Source organism: Marinomonas sp. HM11-D (assembly GCF_057626615.1).
Genome location: NZ_JBMMKT010000005.1, coordinates 188,615 through 205,931 on the forward strand (window position 1 = coordinate 188,615; position 17,317 = coordinate 205,931).

Annotated in this window: 14 protein-coding genes; 7 read left to right on the forward strand and 7 right to left on the reverse strand. The window is 46.2% G+C overall.

Annotation, left to right across the window (positions count from 1 at the left end; all coding sequences use genetic code 11):
* Positions 1 to 4 precede the first annotated feature (4 nt).
* On the reverse strand, positions 5 to 2,173 hold the full coding sequence (gene glgB / locus ACOSVP_RS09505) for a 1,4-alpha-glucan branching protein GlgB (RefSeq protein WP_487347254.1): 2,169 nt from the start codon (positions 2,171 to 2,173) through the stop codon (positions 5 to 7).
* Between the two features lie 16 nt (positions 2,174 to 2,189).
* Entirely contained in the window at positions 2,190 to 5,330 is a 3,141-nt protein-coding gene (locus tag ACOSVP_RS09510; RefSeq protein ID WP_487347255.1) for a phosphorylase b kinase regulatory subunit alpha/beta, read from the reverse strand.
* Between the two features lie 322 nt (positions 5,331 to 5,652).
* Between ACOSVP_RS09510 and ACOSVP_RS09515 the strand changes: the two genes are divergently transcribed.
* On the forward strand, positions 5,653 to 6,012 hold the full coding sequence (locus tag ACOSVP_RS09515) for a YqaA family protein (protein WP_487347256.1): 360 nt from the start codon (positions 5,653 to 5,655) through the stop codon (positions 6,010 to 6,012).
* A 26-nt stretch (positions 6,013 to 6,038) separates the two neighbouring features.
* Positions 6,039 to 6,770: an SPOR domain-containing protein gene (locus ACOSVP_RS09520; RefSeq protein WP_487347257.1), complete on the forward strand. Its 732-nt coding sequence runs from the start codon at positions 6,039 to 6,041 to the stop codon at positions 6,768 to 6,770.
* A gap of 24 nt (positions 6,771 to 6,794) precedes the next feature.
* On the opposite strand, the gene ACOSVP_RS09525 is transcribed toward ACOSVP_RS09520, so the two are convergent.
* From ACOSVP_RS09525 to ACOSVP_RS09540, 4 genes are all read right to left on the reverse strand, one after another.
* The gene (locus ACOSVP_RS09525; RefSeq protein ID WP_487347258.1) at positions 6,795 to 9,767 is read right to left on the reverse strand and encodes an SPOR domain-containing protein; all 2,973 of its coding nucleotides are present in this window, start codon (positions 9,765 to 9,767) and stop codon (positions 6,795 to 6,797) included.
* Positions 9,768 to 9,779: 12 nt separating this feature from the next.
* Entirely contained in the window at positions 9,780 to 10,619 is an 840-nt protein-coding gene (locus ACOSVP_RS09530; RefSeq protein ID WP_487347259.1) for a fimbrial biogenesis chaperone, read from the reverse strand.
* Positions 10,620 to 10,632: 13 nt separating this feature from the next.
* Complete coding sequence (locus ACOSVP_RS09535; protein ID WP_487347260.1) at positions 10,633 to 11,013, reverse strand: DUF4402 domain-containing protein; 381 nt, start codon at positions 11,011 to 11,013, stop codon at positions 10,633 to 10,635.
* A 115-nt stretch (positions 11,014 to 11,128) separates the two neighbouring features.
* Positions 11,129 to 11,695, reverse strand: coding sequence for a hypothetical protein (locus ACOSVP_RS09540; RefSeq protein WP_487347261.1), 567 nt, complete (start codon positions 11,693 to 11,695; stop codon positions 11,129 to 11,131).
* Positions 11,696 to 11,966: 271 nt separating this feature from the next.
* Here ACOSVP_RS09540 and ACOSVP_RS09545 point away from each other — a divergent pair, with 271 nt between their 5' ends.
* From ACOSVP_RS09545 to ACOSVP_RS09560, 4 genes are all read left to right on the forward strand, one after another.
* Entirely contained in the window at positions 11,967 to 12,572 is a 606-nt protein-coding gene (locus ACOSVP_RS09545) for an HAD family hydrolase (protein ID WP_487347262.1), read from the forward strand.
* Positions 12,573 to 12,608: 36 nt separating this feature from the next.
* Entirely contained in the window at positions 12,609 to 13,352 is a 744-nt protein-coding gene (locus tag ACOSVP_RS09550; protein ID WP_487347263.1) for a class I SAM-dependent methyltransferase, read from the forward strand.
* A 99-nt stretch (positions 13,353 to 13,451) separates the two neighbouring features.
* The gene (gene acs / locus ACOSVP_RS09555; protein ID WP_487347264.1) at positions 13,452 to 15,410 is read left to right on the forward strand and encodes an acetate--CoA ligase; all 1,959 of its coding nucleotides are present in this window, start codon (positions 13,452 to 13,454) and stop codon (positions 15,408 to 15,410) included.
* A gap of 27 nt (positions 15,411 to 15,437) precedes the next feature.
* On the forward strand, positions 15,438 to 16,079 hold the full coding sequence (locus ACOSVP_RS09560; protein WP_487347265.1) for a LuxR C-terminal-related transcriptional regulator: 642 nt from the start codon (positions 15,438 to 15,440) through the stop codon (positions 16,077 to 16,079).
* On the opposite strand, the gene yidD is transcribed toward ACOSVP_RS09560, so the two are convergent.
* Complete coding sequence (gene yidD, locus ACOSVP_RS09565) at positions 16,076 to 16,336, reverse strand: membrane protein insertion efficiency factor YidD (RefSeq protein WP_487347266.1); 261 nt, start codon at positions 16,334 to 16,336, stop codon at positions 16,076 to 16,078. The genes ACOSVP_RS09560 and yidD overlap by 4 nt on opposite strands.
* A gap of 113 nt (positions 16,337 to 16,449) precedes the next feature.
* Here yidD and ACOSVP_RS09570 point away from each other — a divergent pair, with 113 nt between their 5' ends.
* Positions 16,450 to 17,313 carry a prephenate dehydratase gene (locus ACOSVP_RS09570; RefSeq protein WP_487347267.1) on the forward strand — a complete coding sequence of 288 codons (864 nt, stop codon included), beginning with the start codon at positions 16,450 to 16,452 and terminating at the stop codon, positions 17,311 to 17,313.
* Positions 17,314 to 17,317: the final 4 nt, after the last annotated feature.

Consider the following 17,317-nt stretch of genomic DNA (forward strand, 5'->3'; position numbering starts at 1 on the left):
ACCATTATTTTTCATGCCATTTCAAGGCAATGGTACTCAGCGGTGGTAGTTGCACTTCAATGCTTTGCTTTCTACCGTGATTGCTGATCGACTCGGTTTTATAGCTGTCTTTGATCGGATAGCCGCTGCCGGTATAGCCAGTTTCATCCGAGTTAAACACCACTTCATAACGACCCTTTTGTGGCGTGCCAATGCGGTAATTGCCATGTGGGGTGGGGGTGAAGTTCACCAGAATCAGCAAATGCTCTGCGGACTCTTTCTCACGACGAACAAAGGCTAAGGTTGAGTTGGCGCTGTCATCTAAACTAATCCACTCAAAGCCACCTGCCGAGTGGTCTAGGTGTAGTGCTGGTTCATTTTTGTACAAATGGTTTAGCGCTTTGGTCACTCGTTGCTGGCCTGCGTGGTAGTCCACATCGAGTAGGTGCCAATCGAGAGAGCGTTCGTGGCTCCATTCTTGGCCTTGTGCCAACTCATTACCCATGAAGTTAAGCTTTTTGCCTGGATGGAAATACATGTAGCTGGTAAAAGCGCGCAGGTTCGCAAACTTTTGCCAGGCATCGCCGGGCATTTTAGCAATCATTGAGCCTTTGCCGTGTACCACTTCGTCGTGGGAAATTGGCAAGATAAACTGCTCGTCGTAGGCATAGACCATAGAAAAGGTCAGATTGCCTTGATGATATTGGCGGTAAATTGGATCCTTGCTGATGTAACTTAACGAGTCATTCATCCAGCCCATGTTCCATTTAAAACCAAATCCTAGGCCGTCCATATAGGTTGGTTTAGATACGCCAGCGAAGGCGGTCGATTCTTCAGCCACGGTAAAGCAGCGAGGATGATTGAGATAAATGGTTTCATTCAGTTTACGGATAAACTCAATCGCTTCGTAGTTGTGGTTACCACCATCGACGTTAGGGACCCACTCACCGTCTTTGCGTGAGTAATCCAAGTACAGCATAGATGCCACCGCATCCACCCGTAGACCGTCGATATGGAATTCCTCTAACCAGTAATTGGCATTACTGATCAGATAATCGACTACATGATCTTTACCAAAGTCATAAATCAGTGAGTTCCATTCCGTATGCCAGCCTTTTTTCGGATCTGGATATTCGTACTGTTTGGTCCCATCAAAGTTGGCCAAACCGTGGCTATCGGTTGGGAAGTGAGCTGGAACCCAGTCCATAATCACGCCAATGCCTGCTTGGTGGAAAGCATCGACTAACGCACGAAAATCATCGGCGGTGCCGTAACGCGAGGTGGGCGCAAATAAGCCAATCGGTTGGTAACCCCAAGAACCATCAAATGGGAATTCCATCACTGGTAATAGTTCTACGTGGGTGTAGCCCATTTCTACCACATATGGCACCAGCTGCTCTTTCAATTGGGCATAGCTTAGGGATTTGCCATCGACTTGTTTTTTCCAAGAACCAAGGTGCACCTCATAGATGCTCATTGGCTGTTCGTAGATATCTTGGATCTCACGGCTGGTCCATGGCTCATCTTGCCAAGTATAAGAGCTGTCACAGACCACACTGGCAAAGGAGGGAAACTGCTCAATGGTTTTGGCAAATGGATCGGTTCGATGCGGCAGGATGTCGCCATTCTTGGCACGAATTTCATATTTATAGCGTGCGCCAGCAATGACATCTGGGATGAAAAGTCGCCAAACCCCGTCCCCATTACTCGACATAGGATGTAAGCGACCGTCCCAGTTGTTGAAATCACCAACCACAGATACAGAACGCGCTGCTGGGGCATACACGGCAAAACGTGTGCCTTTGATTGCCAGTGTATCGTTTACCTGGGCAGAGCGAAGCAGGGCACCTTCTTTGTTGTAAAGACTAGCGCTGTGGTAGTCCGGATCGGCAAAGGTCGCCTCCGCAAATTGATAAGGGTCGACGATGGTGAAGTGGGTATCGTCGTAATACACTCTTAGGCGGTAGTGACTTTGCGCGCGTTTAGCTGGCCATTCAAACAGAAACACGCCAGCGTCTTTACTTGCGCTCATGGTGCCAATAAGCGTATCAGAATCAATTTCTAGTACTTCGACTTTGGTGGCGTCGGGACGCCATGCCGTTAATGTCAGTCCTTTGTCTTGATTGGGTTTCAAACCAAGACATTTAAAGGGGTCGGAACAGCGAGCGTTGATGACGTCGTTCAGAAGATCCATTTACTTCTCCAACCAATTACGATTTTTTTAATGTATGACGTTGCTGACTGTGGAGCTTGGTAACGGCCCAACTTAAGTAATGATTCACTTTGTTGGGGGTTAACTGGGCAAATTCATCCAAGGCCATGTCGTAGTTATCCACCTCAGGGTGGTCTGTCTTATATTGTTTTACATGATCCATCGCTGCTTTGGAAACCAAAACTGGTAAATTTACTTCGTCAATAAAATCCCCGTCCGGATGTTTCTGGCAAAATTGGATAAAGGCATACAAACCTTCAAAGATTAGGCACTTATACCAGCTTGGCGAAATATCAAAGGTCAGGGACTCAATCAAATGCGCAAACGTATCTTCCCCAGGGGTCATTGAACTCAGCGTACGTTTGCAGTCGAGAATGGTATTACTTTGCGGGTCACCAAATACAATGTGGTTGGTTTGCGCGAGACTGTCCCATAGCTGTAGCAACATGGCTTCAGGCAGCTTGGTAATCAGGCCTTGGCCAGTACGCCACTCAAACCAATCGATGTCTTTGGTGCGCCCCGCTTGAGAATCCACTCGTTGGTGGTAGCGCACACTGGCGACCACGTGAGTAAACTCCTTGTGTTTCTCAATCAAAACGCGACGCAGTGTTTCGTACAGCGCCATGGGCGAGCGCGAGGCGAGGGTTTTAATGACATCGATGTTGTCACACTCGTCATCCTCAACAAACTTATGGGCACAGAGCAAACCTAAGTTATGTAAGCGAATGGTTCGCACACCGGCAAAATACTCGGGATGGATTTTCATCAAGGTGCCGGTGATGGAAAGCAGTTCATGGTAAACCACTTGCGCCAACAGCGAGTCTGAGCTTTGTGCAATCGCCTTAAACACATCTTTGTGATGCAATGGCGTGGTGATGCTCATTTGCTGTTCTGAACGCTGACCGATCATCAATACCCGTTGACGCACGGTGATTTCCGCGGCATGAGTCGCCATATCTGTGGTGGGCTTGAGCATCAGTGAGTACAGTTGGCGCACACAATACCAATTACGGTGAATCAAGGCATTGGTGTACACCGAATCCAAGACATTGCGTACCGTGATCGGCTCGCCGTTCTTTTCAGTCACTTGCTCATGTAGCGCGTGACGTCGGCCCAGCTGCAGCAGAATCTCTGTGGCATCTTCTAGCGTTGGCAGTTCTTGTAAATGTTGCATCAGCTGACTGATGCTCCAATGCTGATAGTCATAGATGGTCTGATCAACCACACTTGAGATCGGCCATGGCGCTTCATAGACCGGCAGCTGAGTGCCCAATTTATAGCCATGGGGCATGTCAAAGTTCATCAGGCGACGACTGCCGGATTTAAAAGCGTTTTTCGCCGATTGTGGAATCACGCGAAACTCGCTGAATTCACGCTTTTGCAAACCACGGAAAAATTCAAACAGCTTGGCCGCGCCTTTCATTTCCGCCAGCGCTTCATCAATTAACACGGCAAATACCGCGTTAGCAGGGTAGTACCAGCTTTCCGAAATCACCGATAACTCGTTGCGAATATGTTGCTCAAACAAGGCCGGATCAGCTTTACGGTAGTCGCGGTCAGCATTTTGGAACCAAGGCAGACATAAACAGCGTTGATCGTTGACCACAAACGGCTGCGCAATGGCGAGGCTGTTGAGCGCACGGCTCGGACGGCCGCTTAAGCCGAGTGCTTTTGAAGCACCTACATTACGATACAGCTCAATTAATTGCTCCGACGTGACGATCTGAATCGGTGCGATTTCATCCACTGTTTGGCATAGGCATCCGGCATCGAGTAGCTGCTGCTTGATCTTGTTGTTCTTGGCCAACACCACGAGGGAAATATTGACATTGCGATGGATATGCTGCTTTTTGTGCAAGCCTAACGGATCCAAATCTTCCGTGGTGATCAGCTCGTCATCGAGCATGCGACCAACAAGGTAAAGACTTTGCGCCCATACCAAGGGTAAGTTGTCGTTTGGAACCCGAGCTTGGGTGCCCGGAGCCGCTTTTTCCGCGAGGATGTGCTCTTCTGGAACGTAATACAGCTCAGGCAATAAGCGTTCACCGTCTTTTTCCACCATCAGGCTTTCTAGACGATAACGGTAGTAGTTGGCACTTTCCCAATCTCGAGCAAATAAACGGTCAATGTAGAGGTAAGTGAAAAATAGCGGCCATTCGGACTCAATGTGTTCGAAATTGATCAATTCGTCGTATTCGTAATAAATACGGCTGTGGTCTTCAATCACGGTTTGGTGGCCATCGAGTAGGAAGCGTTTACAACCGTAGTTACCGCCCAATTTGTCGAGAATTTCTTGGCGTGTTTTGCGTTTTAATTTTTCGTCGTTTACGGCAAAAGCAGGGTAACTGATGATGCTTAATAGGGCGCCGTCTACTTCTTTGGAACGAGATTCTTTGGGTAGCAAAGACTCCAATACTGAGCCGGCACGTGCCACTGCATCCGCGAACGAGTGCACGACCGCCCATTCTGGACCGTCCTCACCAAACAGGTTTAAACCATCAAGGGCTTCCAAGGCGGCCTTGGCCATACCCACTGAGCTGGCGTTGATTTCCGCTTTACCGTTGTTGACCTTGTTACCACGCTCCCAAATACCAAAGTCAGGGGTACGATAGGTTCGTGAAATGTAGTAAATCAGATTCTGGATAAAATTAAATTCGTCGCGCGAGTAAATCAGGCTGCTACCGGACTTGGTCATTTGTGCCATGGTCAGCAAGTACAAGCTAGTCGCATCGATTTGCAAGTGTCCCCAAGCATCATCCGCCACCACCTCTAATCCGGTTTTGGTATCGTATTTAGCGTGCAGGGCGTCTTTGGGGTCCAAAGAGTCTTTAAAGGCTTCCACCTTATGGGATTGACGCATCATGGCAAACAACAAACCACGCATCATTTTAATGCAGGCATACTCTAATTCATGTGCGCGGTTGTTCGGATTTGAGGCACGCTTATAGGCCAGTGAAAGGGCCCAAACCGCTTGAATGGAATAGACATTGTCTCGAACCCAGGCGTCAGTGTAATCGCCGTGGGTATTAATACTGGTGCTGGCCGGAAAAAGCCCAGTCACAGGGTGTTGTCGAGACAGGATTACCTTATCAATATGATGGTAGAGGGAGTCGAGCTCGGTTGGAATATCAAACGGCATATAAAAGATCCCTTTTATGGCTGAGAGCGTTTATTTGCTTATGCAATTTTAAGGCCTTAATAGTAATAAGCAGTATACTCAGGTTTCATGACAGTATCTTGTTAGGCTGTCATAAAAATGTATGTTAGATAACCATTAAAAGTACTATGTTCGGGACGCAAAACCGAGGCCTAATAATGTGTATCTCGGTTGTTTTACGTAAAGCGTGATGTAAAGGTGAATTCATATCAATATAGTATTAGAGGCGGCACCTGAGTTAGTCGGCTTATTTTTTATTGCCTTTCTGGCGGCGACCTTGTTGCCGCTGGGGTCAGAGTTACTGTTGCTAGGATTTGTCGCCCGTTATCCTGAATTAGCGTTATTAGGTTGGGGAACCGCTTCACTTGGTAATACTTTAGGTGGCATGACCAATTGGTGGCTGGGCAAATACCTGCTGCATTTTCAGGATAGACGTTGGTTTCCGGTGGCGCCGAAGCGTTTACATCAGGTACAACAGTGGATCCAGCGGTTTGGTCAGCCAATCTTATTATTCAGTTGGTTACCGATTGTGGGCGATGCATTGTGTTTGGCGGCGGGTGTGGCAAGGCTACATTGGCTGTCGTCGGCGCTTTGGATATTGCTCGGAAAATGCCTACGCTACGGAGTATTAGTTTGGGGGACAAACGCCCTAGTGTTATCGTAAGATGTCTCAATTGATGGAGGGGATGTATGAGACTGAAGTTATTAGTGGTTTGTATAGGGGCGCTTTGGTTAGCGGGTTGTACTCTAACACCTGAGAAAAAAGGCACTATGACCAATGCCGAGTTGCAGGAAGCGTTACAAACTCAGCAGCAAGAATGGGAGGACATGAAGCCCCAGCTGCAGCGCATCCTTGCTCTTGAGTCCGATTTAAAACTGTTGGTGGAAACACTGGATATGGTACCTGAGTCGAGCGAAAGCTTAACTCAAGAAATGGCGCCTGCTGCGCAAGCCGCACAACGAGCCAATCAAGCCCCCGTAATGCCATCTGCCGCATTGGCAGACATTAATGCAAAACCAGCGATGGCAACCGCTCCTATTTCCTCAACGGCTCGTCCTGATAAACCTTTTCGTCAAGCACCACCGAGTAATGCCGTGACGGCTGAGTTCCAAGGTGGCACTAAAACTAAAGCGGATGCCAGTGCCAATGCTCAATACTATGGCGTTCAGTTGGCCGCCTATGGTTCTGAGAGCCAAGCGATCCAAGGCTGGCAGTCCATCACTCAGCGATACGCTGAAGAGTTCGCCGATACAGCACCTTTGATTAACCGTCACCAAGTGAAGGGCAAAACTTACTACCAGCTCATCGTCGGGCCTTTTTTGAAAAAAGCTTACAGCGTCGATTTTTGTAATAAGCTAAAACAGATGCAGCACGATTGCTTGGTAACCCGTTATAAGGGGGATCCTTTCCTATCCTTGTAGTGAGAATGCCGCTAGTCAATGAGACTAGCGGCGAGTGATGGCCCGTACGTTACAATCTAAGCCTATGGATGTTAATTCACCGCATATGGTTTGGGCTTGCCTTTGATCCGGAGAAAAGCCTATGTATAGAGTGTAATCTTGGTTGTTTTGCTTATAGAAGTAGCTGTAGTTGATGACTTGAGGTTGTTTTTTTCTCAGTATGCTCCAATAGCTTCTTAATGCCCCCAATGAAGTAAAGCTTCTAATCTCACTGCTAAAGCCATTGATCTCGTTGCTTTTTCGGATAAATAAATTTTCTCCAAGAATGAGGTTGTCCACCGCAAGCGTTTGATCAATTTTCTTAGCAGTTTGGGGTAAATAGCTTCTTTGCTCCAAATAATTCGGCTTTATTTGAATGGAATGCGGCTCAGGCGCTACTTTGGTAAAGACAAAGTAGCCATCAAACTCGGTGTTGACCTCATCAATCACTTTATTAAATTCATCCAGTAACTGAACTGGAACGAAGGCCATTGGGCGTGTTTGATTATCTGAGGTGAGCTCAGCTACTTTGCCTTCAATCTCAATAGAGTTGATCATTGGGATTTCAATATGTTGAACCACACTTGAGCGAGGGATGACAGAGACACCTTTGCCCCTTGGGATTAAGTATGGGTTAGGTACGGTTCCTTCATCTACTTCAATATCAGTCTGGCGATAGTTTGGTAGTGATTCTAAGACCGCTATGCCGTTTTTATCTGTCTTAGCGCGTCGAAAACTTTGTTTACTCAGAATGTCAATTTCAGGAAGCGCTCTGTCTTGATTATCAAAAATGCCATTGTTGTTGATGTCTTCATAGACAAAAACAGACAAAGATCCTTGGCTAACCAATGATCGGTTTGAGATAAAGTAGCCCTGTTGTATCTGTCCAATACTGACTTGGCCTGATAGGTCTGCACTCCAACCTAGAAGATCGTTGTAGGCGATCCGAGAGCGTAAGCTGAAGTCGTTAGGACGCCAACTTGTGGCTAAAGCAATATTATTTACTTTAGTGTCTAGGTTTCTAGAGTAGCTTGCTTGGGCTTGTATGTTTTCAAAAGGCGCACCACTGATCTCAGTAGAAATGCCATTGGTATGAAAGTTTGGGTTGATTGTATAGCTGCTGCCTACCCGAACAAAATAACCATCAATATATTTCTGTAGCTGCCAGCGGCCTTCTTTAGAGTCATCAAGCGATCCCCATTCGAGCTCATGGTTAAGGTAGATATCCTTAATGCTGGTTGAGACTTGGTTTCTATATTGGTAATCGGTCTTACCTTCTGTTTCTCTGCGCTCAATATCTTGTTGGTAGGAGAGATTAAGAGGGGCAACCCTACCAGAAAGGGTGAGCTCATCTGATTGGCTATTACGCCATTCTTGGGTTGACTCATCACGGAATGTGCTCTTTGAAATAGAGTAATCAAGTGATTGACCAAGTATTTGGGTGGCAATACTGTGCTCTTCAGTAGATGAACTGTCAGGCGCTACTATGTAATCGCTTGAGAATAGCGCTTGACCGAAAATAGAGGTGGTGAATCCGACAGATTGCCGATCGTATTCACGGTATTCATTGTCTAGGTGAGTTTGTTGGCCAAAGTTAATGCTCATCCAATCTGTTAAGCCTAATACACCTCGACCCGCGAGGGTCGTGCCATAGGACTGACTTTCGGTTTGGCTGTCCAAGAAGCTATCAAACAGCTCTTTACCATCTTCGTAAAGGCTTATGTCATAAGTGAAGCTGCCAGCACTTTGTCCAGTGTTATCGATATAGTAGTTCTCTACTTCACGTTCGACTTGGCCCTGCGGCCCATAGAAAACGATTTCGACCGTGTTGGCGCCAAACACAAGAGGTAAGTTATCAAAGCTATAACGACCATTCTCAATATTGGTATCGCTAGCGATCAACAAATTGTTGCGATAGATTTCAATGTCCCATCCTGGTTGGATGTCACCAAATAGATCAATGGTGGAGTTATTTACGGTACCAATTTTTTCATTGCTGATTCGCATACCAACAGCGTTACTTGAGTTTAAGGTACTGCTTATTCGTGTCGCACGAATATCGCCTATTTCAAGAACGCTGGCGTTTAGAGGCCCCAGTAGGCTAGCGTCTGAGGCTGTTTTACTGGCTTGAAAGCGTGCTCCCGTTAGGCCAATTTCAGAGTTAGCTGCTAAATAGTATTGGGTATTAAAGTAGGCGAGATCGTTACCGCCTAATACCGATAGATTACTGCTCTGACTTCGATTCTGCGCCCAGCTAGTTGACGCTTGAACATCAACTAGCGGAAGCGAAAGTGGAGTGTATTCATTTTTTGCCAAGGGTTTTTGCGCCACGTTGGCTGTTGCTTGAATCAAGCCCGACCTGCTTTGACGTGCGATCTTTTCTTGCACAGGTAAGGGGGTGGTAGATGAAATATAGGCTTTCAGTTCTTGGTAATTGATGTCGATTTTTATGTCAAACCACTGCTCTAAAGCGGTCTGATCAACATAAAGTTCATCGATATTAACAATTGCGTTTTTATCTATAGGATAGCTTTGTTCTGCGAATGAAACTGTGCCCTTACCATCGGTTATGGTCAGATCAAATGTATTTTCCGGTGTGCGAATCCAGCCATAGGCTTGAGGTGCTTCTGCTTGAGTTGTGATTGGAAAGTCTAATACGGTTGCAATGTCCGCAAGACTAAATGCAGCGCCGGAATCGGTTTTTACGCCAAAAATATCGCCAAGCGAATATTTGTCAAAATACAGTGTGACAATTAATTCTTCGCCAGTGGGTATGAGCACATCAGAAGAATCTAGTTGAATAACGTCGCTTGGTTTTGTCGAGGTGGGTAATGGGGCTTTGGGGGACTCCTTTAAATTAGGCAGTGCAACTTCGCCTTGTTCAATCGCTTTATAGCGTGCTTTAAGACGATCAAGAATTTCATTAGCATAAGAAAAATTAGCGCTCAGTACTAGAGCGCTAATAAGAATTAAACGCATCAGGCGATCACCTTATTGAACTGAACGAACCATTGCTGGGGTAATTTCCAGAATCTGTCGAGCCAATAGTAGTCCATTAAATTCCTGTTGTCCTTCATAGCGAACTTCCAGTGTTCCTGCTTCTAATTTAAAGTTATTCCAAGGAACTTTGACTTCGGCAGTCTTTGTTTCAGGATAGAAGTTAAATCCATTTAACAGTCCAACTTGCTGGGGCTGTTGGCCGTTAGCTGTCCAATAGGCGACTAGGCGACCAGATGAACTAAATAAATCATTATGTGATAGTTGAACCTTGATAAAAGTAGCTCCAGTTTCCTTAATGGTCACCAGAGATAAATCATTAATTATAGGGGCGATATTTACGGCACCAGTTCTATATATGACAGGCATGGTATATCCCATCAAAACATTTATATTGATCCCTGTTTGACCTGAGCTATTTTGTTCACCCCCATTTTGTTGTACAGGCAAGGCGGTGAAAGTTAGGTGTGATCTATACTCTCCACTCGGGAGCGTGCCAGGGTCTCGCAATAATAGTTTCACCGACTGGCGTTGACCAGGAGAGAGGGTTACTTGCTTAGGACTTATTCGAACAATTCTCTCTAATCCAGCATAGTTCTGTTGTTCGACTTCGGTTAAATCTCGGTATCCACCTTGAGACAGGGCAATTTTTTGCGACCAACTGATTCGGTAGCTTCTGGTTTCATTGCCTGAGTTAATCAAAGTGACACTACTTGATCTTTGTTGACTGTCTAGCACAACTCTCAGCGGTGAGATCAGTAGGTTTGCATATGAGTTGAAGGATAAAAAAAAGGCAAATGCAGTAATCAAAAATCGAGAAAAAAGTGTGGGCATAGGTATCTTCGTTTTAATAATTAATCGAGATTTGGTATCGGATGGTGTAATCGGTATCGATATAAGAATTGCTTCCTGAACCAGAAGTGCTAAGCGTACCTCCAATTGGCAATATAGCGGAACCGCTGGCATCACTGAAGATGACACTGGGAACATCAACGTCCGTTAAACTAAATTGCTCCGATGAATACTGAGAGCTGATACTTGAAGGTAAGATAGCCTGACCGGAAATGCTTAAGCGCTGATTAGCAGGAAAATTAGACAAGATGAATTCGCCTGTAACCGGGGGAGTAACGACCATAACATGGGTAGACGTACTTACATTTCCGGTATGGGAAATTCTGACAAACTCTTGGCTGTCGTTGGAAATGATTGCAATAGAACCAAAACTCAAGCTCCTAGCTTCTACAACATCGGCAATAACATGGTTGCTGAATGATGCAAAAGTAAGAGCTTGAGTAGTGCAGCAAAGAAATAACTTCTTTGTTGATCGCATTACTAACGGCAGATTAATAATTGACGGTCATGGTGTAGGAGCCAGAATAAGTCTGGTCACGGTAGTTTGTAGCGAAGCCGCCAGCTTGTGTTGACAGTGTACCACCAACATTGAATGTGACTGCGCCAGTCCCATCTGTTAGTAATGGGTCGGTTGTTGCATTGTAAGTTCTGTTCGCATTTGGTCCAGAAGTGATGTAAGCATCGTTGATGGCGGCTGAGAAAGTAGCGCCACCTGATGCCGTTGTTAAATCAAATGCAGACGCCGGAAAGGTAATAGTCAATACGGAGTTTGGTGCAGCCGCCGAAACACTAAACGTTCCAGGTGTTCCAGGAGTAATAATATTAATGCTGGCATCCGTCGTGTTACCTGTACCCGCAACCGTTTCAGCAACACTAGGGTTAGTACCGTTTGCTGGCAGAGTCATAGTGACAACGTTTGGAGTACCGTCTGTACTGGATACTTGAGCGCGAATGGTACCAAAAGTTAAAGGGGTTGTTTGTGCCAGTGTAAACGCATTCGATACGGTCACTGAAGCCGTACCTGTCGCAGTTTCTGCTAAGGCATAATTTCCCGACAATGCTACCAGGGTAGCTAAACTTGAAAGTTTAAGAAAATTCTTCATGTGTATTCCTTTTAATATGTAATTACACAAATCGTTTAGCGGCACTTTTGATGTGACCTTTAGGGAGATTAACTTTTTCTAAATTTTCTTCTTAAAAGTCTGCCAGAAATATTTAACTGCAAAGTTAACATCAGTTAACCATGTTATAAGAGGCTTGTTCAATCCTAGTAAGTAATTTTTGTGTCAAATAGTAAGTTTGATTTATATCAGTTTTAGAGGATGGTCAATGATCAAGGTAGTGCTTTTCGACCTAGGCAATGTATTGGTTGACCTTGGCACACAAGCAGATTTCGCTAAGGTGTTCCAAGTCGAAGCGGGCAGTGAGTCGCAGCTGTGGGAAATGTGGCTTAAATCACCGTCGGTGAAGGCCTTCGACAGCGGTCAAATCCCGTTGCCAGTGTTTGTTGATCGGCTATTAAAAGAAACCGGTAGTGAAGTAGATCCGCAGAGTTTTAAGGATAACTTTATCAGCTGGCCAAAAGGGTTATTTGAAGGGGCGATCGAGTTGGTGCAAAGCATTCCTTCTCATTACCATCGAGCCGTATTATCGAATACCAATGATGCTCATTGGGGGCGATTAATGGATGAGATGAAGTTGTCAGGTTTGTTTCACAGCTACTTTGCCTCTCATCAAATGGGCTTGGTGAAACCTGACTTGGAAGTTTTCGACTATGTGGTCAATGAGTTAGGTGTTGAGCCAGAGGAAATCCTGTTTTTAGATGACAATCGAGTTAATGTTGAAGGGGCGCTTACAAAAGGGATACAAGCGGAACAAGTCAAAGGTATCGCAAGTGCACGAGAAATCCTTTATACATATGGGGTAATTAGGTAGATACTATTCTTTTGTGCAAATCAATTTGGAAGAGATATGCGTACTTTCGATCCCTCCTCGGCGGCCAATTATTCTCGAGTTCGGCCAACGTACCCACCAGAGTTGTATTACTGGCTGAGTCACCAAGTCAAACAAACCGAGCGAGTTTGGGATTGTGCCTGTGGCACTGGGCAGGCCTCTATTGATTTAGCTGCTTACTTCAATCAAGTGGAAGCCACGGACATTTCTGAAGCACAAATTGCTAAAGCCACGCCCCATCGCAAGGTGAATTACTCGGTACAGCCTTCAGAGCACACCAATTTCCCTGATAACTATTTCGATGCCGTGTGTGTCGCGCACGCCTTGCACTGGTTTGACCTAGACAGTTTTTGGGCAGAAGTGCGCCGCGTACTTAAGCCAGAAGGTAAACTCTTTATTTGGGGCTATAACTGGGTGCAATTCGACAACACTCTAGATCAAGCCATCAAAGAGCATCTTTTACCGATTCTACAGCCTTACTGGCCGGAAAAAACCGCCTTGCTGCGTGGTCAATATAGCGCGGTTGAATTTCCGTTTACCGCCATCGAAACGCCAACTTTTGAGCTGGAATGCCATTGGACCATGTCCCAGGCCTTTGCCTTTATGCGTTCTTGGTCGGCGTCACAAATCATGATGGAAAAACATGGTGATTTCATGATTAAAGAGGCGGAGAAAGAAATCGAATATGTCTGGAAAAACCCGTTAGAAAAGGTGCCGGCGCGTCTACCATTTTTCTTATACGCGGGCTCATTTGATAACTGAGTGTTATCAGAGGGTTAGACTAAAGTGGGATAGCCTGTCCTAGAGCAAGCGATATAGTAAGTTTCAGCATCCTTATAAAAAATAACAACGGAGCGAGTCATGTCACATTCAGAATACACGGAGCAGATGGATTACACCTACTCCAACGCCAATGTTAGCCAAGCCGAATTCGAACAACGTTACCAAGAATCGATCACTGACCCAGATGCATTTTGGGGCAAAGAAGGTCTTCGTTTGGCTTGGTCAAAACCTTACACCAAAGTGAAGAACACCAGCTTTGAACGTGGCAATGTCAGCATTAAATGGTTCGAAGACGGCGAATTGAATGCGGCTTACAACTGTATTGATCGTCATCTACCCGAAAAAGCCGATAAAGTGGCGTTCTATGTGGAAGGGGACGTGGAAGGCAACGACAGTGTGGTGACTTACCAAGAACTTCACGATGAAGTGGGTCGTCTTGCCAACGTGCTACGCAAACAAGGTGTGCAGAAGGGTGATCGTGTTGCCATCTACATGCCAATGATTCCTCAAGCGGCCTATGCCATGTTGGCCTGTGCTCGCATCGGTGCCATTCACAGTGTTATTTTCGGTGGATTCTCTGCCTCTGCGATCGCGGACCGTCTCAATGACTGTGAAGTAAAACTGGTCCTAACAGCAGATCAAGGTAAGCGTGCCGGCAACCTAGTGCCGCTGAAAAACAACGTCGACAAAGCCCTAGACAACAATGCTTGCCCATCGGTTGAAAAAGTCGTGGTGTACCGCTACACCAAGGCTGATGTGAATTGGGTAGAAGGTCGTGACCTAGATTGGGCAGAATTGGCTGCGCAAGAAAGCACAGAAGCCGCGCCAGAGCCAATGAATGCAGAAGATCCGCTATTCATTCTGTACACGTCTGGCTCAACCGGTAAACCAAAAGGTGTTGTGCACACTACCGGTGGTTACCTAGTGTATGCTTCGCTTACCCATGAAGTGGTATTTGATATTAAGCCAGATGATGTGTACTGGTGTGCGGCTGACGTGGGTTGGATCACAGGTCACAGCTACATGGTTTATGGACCATTAGCGAATGGTGTTACTAGCGTATTATTTGAAGGTGTACCGACTTACCCAGATTCTGGCCGTATCGGTCGCGTAGTCGATAAGTTCAATGTTACTCAGTTGTACACTGCACCAACGGCAATCCGTGCCTTGATGGCGAAAGGTGATGAGCCAATCGCAACGAGCAAACGTGATTCGCTACGTGTACTAGGCAGTGTGGGGGAGCCGATTAACCCTGAAGCATGGGTTTGGTACCACAAGAACATCGGTAACGGTAAGTGCCCAATCGTTGATACTTGGTGGCAAACGGAAACAGGTGGCTTAATGATGACGCCACGTGTGACGGAAACCAATCCAAAACCAGGTTCCTGTACAGCGCCTCTGTACGGTGTTCAGCCAGCATTGGTGGATGCTGAGGGGAATCTGATCACTGAAATGGGCGTTGAAGTGGAAGGCGGTCTAGTGATTCTAGATTCTTGGCCAGGCCAGTCACGTACCGTTTATGGCGACCATGAACGTTTCGAGCAGACTTACTTCAGCACCTTCGAAGGTAAATACTTTACTGGTGATGGTGCCCGTCGCGATGCTGATGGTGCTTACTGGATCACAGGTCGTATGGATGACGTATTAAACGTATCCGGTCACCGTTTGGGTACAGCTGAAATTGAAAGTGCTTTGGTGGCGCATCCAGCAGTTGCGGAAGCGGCAGTCGTTGGTTACCCACATGATCTAAAAGGCCAGGGTATTTACGTTTACATTATTCCGGTTGCAGGCGTTGAACCTGATGACGAGCTGACTAAGTCTGTGAAGATGATGGTGCGCCAGGAAGTGGGGCCAATTGCGACGCCAGACCTAGTGCATTGGGCGACAACGGGTCTACCAAAAACGCGCTCTGGTAAGATTATGCGCCGTATTTTGCGTAAGATTGCCGCGAACGAACATGATGCGTTAGGTGATACGAGTACATTAGCAGATCCAAGTGTGGTTGATGATTTGATCGATAACAGGTTAAATAAGTAAATCATACGTTCATGCTAAGGAAACCTAGTGATTTCACTTCTTATCGCTGATGATCATCCTTTATTTCGCAGCGCTCTCACGGGGGCGCTTCGCGATCAACTCGGTGAAGTAGAGATCCAAGAATCACATGACCTCGAATCCACATTGGGAAGCCTCAAGGCGAATCCTGATGTGGATTTGTTGCTTCTGGATTTAAATATGCCAGGCAGCGGTGATTTATATGGATTAATACGTATCCGCTCAGACTTCCCTGATATTCCTGTGGCGGTGATTTCGGGCAGTGATGATCTGGCTGTGGTAGCCAATGTCATTGAAGCGGGTGCTTTAGGCTTTATCCCTAAAACCAGCGAACCAGCCGTGTATTTAGAGGCCATCGGCGCGATTTTAGATGGTGATACTTGGTTGCCAGATGGCATGTCTGAGCAATTAGAGCAGCAACCGACGCCAGATCTCGATATGCAACGCCGTGTGGCAGAACTGACACCACAACAATACAAGGTGTTGTGTTATTTACATGAAGGCTTATTAAACAAGCAGATTGCTTACGAACTGAATATCTCAGAAGCTACAGTCAAAGCACATATTACCGCGATCTTTCGTAAACTAAACATCAATAACCGTACGCAGGCGGTGTTGGTGGTTAGCGATCTTAATTTGCAGCTTAACTAGCGCTCTTTATTATGCGGCTCATGGTGTTTGTGTGAGTCGCACTTCTTCTCCGGCACCGGATCGATCCCTCCTTCATGAAAAGGATGGCAGCGTCCTAAGCGCTTCAAGCCTAACCAAATACCCTTGATCACACCAAAGCGCTCAATCGCTTCAATCATATAGGCTGAGCAAGTCGGGTAGTAGCGACAGTTATTGCCCAGCAACGGACTCAGTAGATACTGATAGAAACGAATAAATTTGATAAAAAATTGCTTCATAAAACTCGTCTGATCGGATGATTTTTGGCTTTGACTGTCAATTTTAGTGTTGGAAAACGCCAAAAATTGGTAAGGTTCAGAGTCTTTTATATTCAATAAATGGTGTGAGCATCATGACCCAATCTGGCGTTTCGATCAATGCCGATCATATTGTAGCGTATCAAGGGGAGCCTGGGGCCTATTCCCACCTCGCTTGCAAGCATTGTTTCCCAGATTGGCAAATGGTGAACTGCGCCAGCTTTAGCCAAGCTTTGGCAAAAGTGGAAAACGGTGAAGCCCATTACGCTATGATCCCTGTCGAGAATTCGACCGCTGGACGAGTAGAAGAGATCTACCGCGAGCTTAAGGGAACGCAGCTCTATGTGGTCAAAGAGCACTTCGAGCCTGTTAACCACTGTTTGATTGGCACGCCAAGTATGACCTTAGCAGACGTGCAAAGTGTGGGTAGCCACCCTCAGGCATTGGCTCAATGTGATCGAAACATCAAAAAGCTTGCGGCAAAGCCAGTTGCCATGTACGACACAGCAGGTGCGGCCAAGCATCTAGCGGAATCCAAGCAAGCGGGTTTAGCGGTGATCTCATCCTCCTTGGCAGCAGATCTTTATGGCCTACCGATACTACAGCCGCATTTTAATGATGTTGAAGGGAATACCACGCGCTTTCTGGTGTTTGCTCAGCAGCAAAAAATGCCAACCTTTGAGCCAGAGCAGCGCTATATTACTTCGTTTCTGTTTAAGGTTCGCAATATTCCCGCAGCACTGTATAAAGCCATGGGGGGCTTTGCTACCCAAGGTATCAACATGCTCAAACTTGAAAGTTACATGCTTGATGGCCAATTTACGGCGACCCAATTTTACGTTGATGTAGAAGCCCATTTTCAATCTCCAGCAATGCAGGCAGCGCTAGAGGAGCTTCGATTCTTTTCCGAGGAAGTACGCATACTAGGGACATATTATGCGGATGACTTCCGAAAGTGAGGAT

What these genes read in the sequence shown, in the direction of transcription:
- glgB (WP_487347254.1), bottom strand. Translation starts at nt 2,173, where the DNA reads ATGGATCTTCTGAACGACGTCATCAACGCTCGCTGTTCCGACCCCTTT.
- ACOSVP_RS09510 (WP_487347255.1), bottom strand. Translation starts at nt 5,330, where the DNA reads ATGCCGTTTGATATTCCAACCGAGCTCGACTCCCTCTACCATCATATT.
- ACOSVP_RS09520 (WP_487347257.1), top strand. Translation starts at nt 6,039, where the DNA reads ATGAGACTGAAGTTATTAGTGGTTTGTATAGGGGCGCTTTGGTTAGCG.
- ACOSVP_RS09525 (WP_487347258.1), bottom strand. Translation starts at nt 9,767, where the DNA reads ATGCGTTTAATTCTTATTAGCGCTCTAGTACTGAGCGCTAATTTTTCT.
- ACOSVP_RS09530 (WP_487347259.1), bottom strand. Translation starts at nt 10,619, where the DNA reads ATGCCCACACTTTTTTCTCGATTTTTGATTACTGCATTTGCCTTTTTT.
- ACOSVP_RS09545 (WP_487347262.1), top strand. Translation starts at nt 11,967, where the DNA reads ATGATCAAGGTAGTGCTTTTCGACCTAGGCAATGTATTGGTTGACCTT.
- ACOSVP_RS09550 (WP_487347263.1), top strand. Translation starts at nt 12,609, where the DNA reads ATGCGTACTTTCGATCCCTCCTCGGCGGCCAATTATTCTCGAGTTCGG.
- acs (WP_487347264.1), top strand. Translation starts at nt 13,452, where the DNA reads ATGTCACATTCAGAATACACGGAGCAGATGGATTACACCTACTCCAAC.
- yidD (WP_487347266.1), bottom strand. Translation starts at nt 16,336, where the DNA reads ATGAAGCAATTTTTTATCAAATTTATTCGTTTCTATCAGTATCTACTG.
- ACOSVP_RS09570 (WP_487347267.1), top strand. Translation starts at nt 16,450, where the DNA reads ATGACCCAATCTGGCGTTTCGATCAATGCCGATCATATTGTAGCGTAT.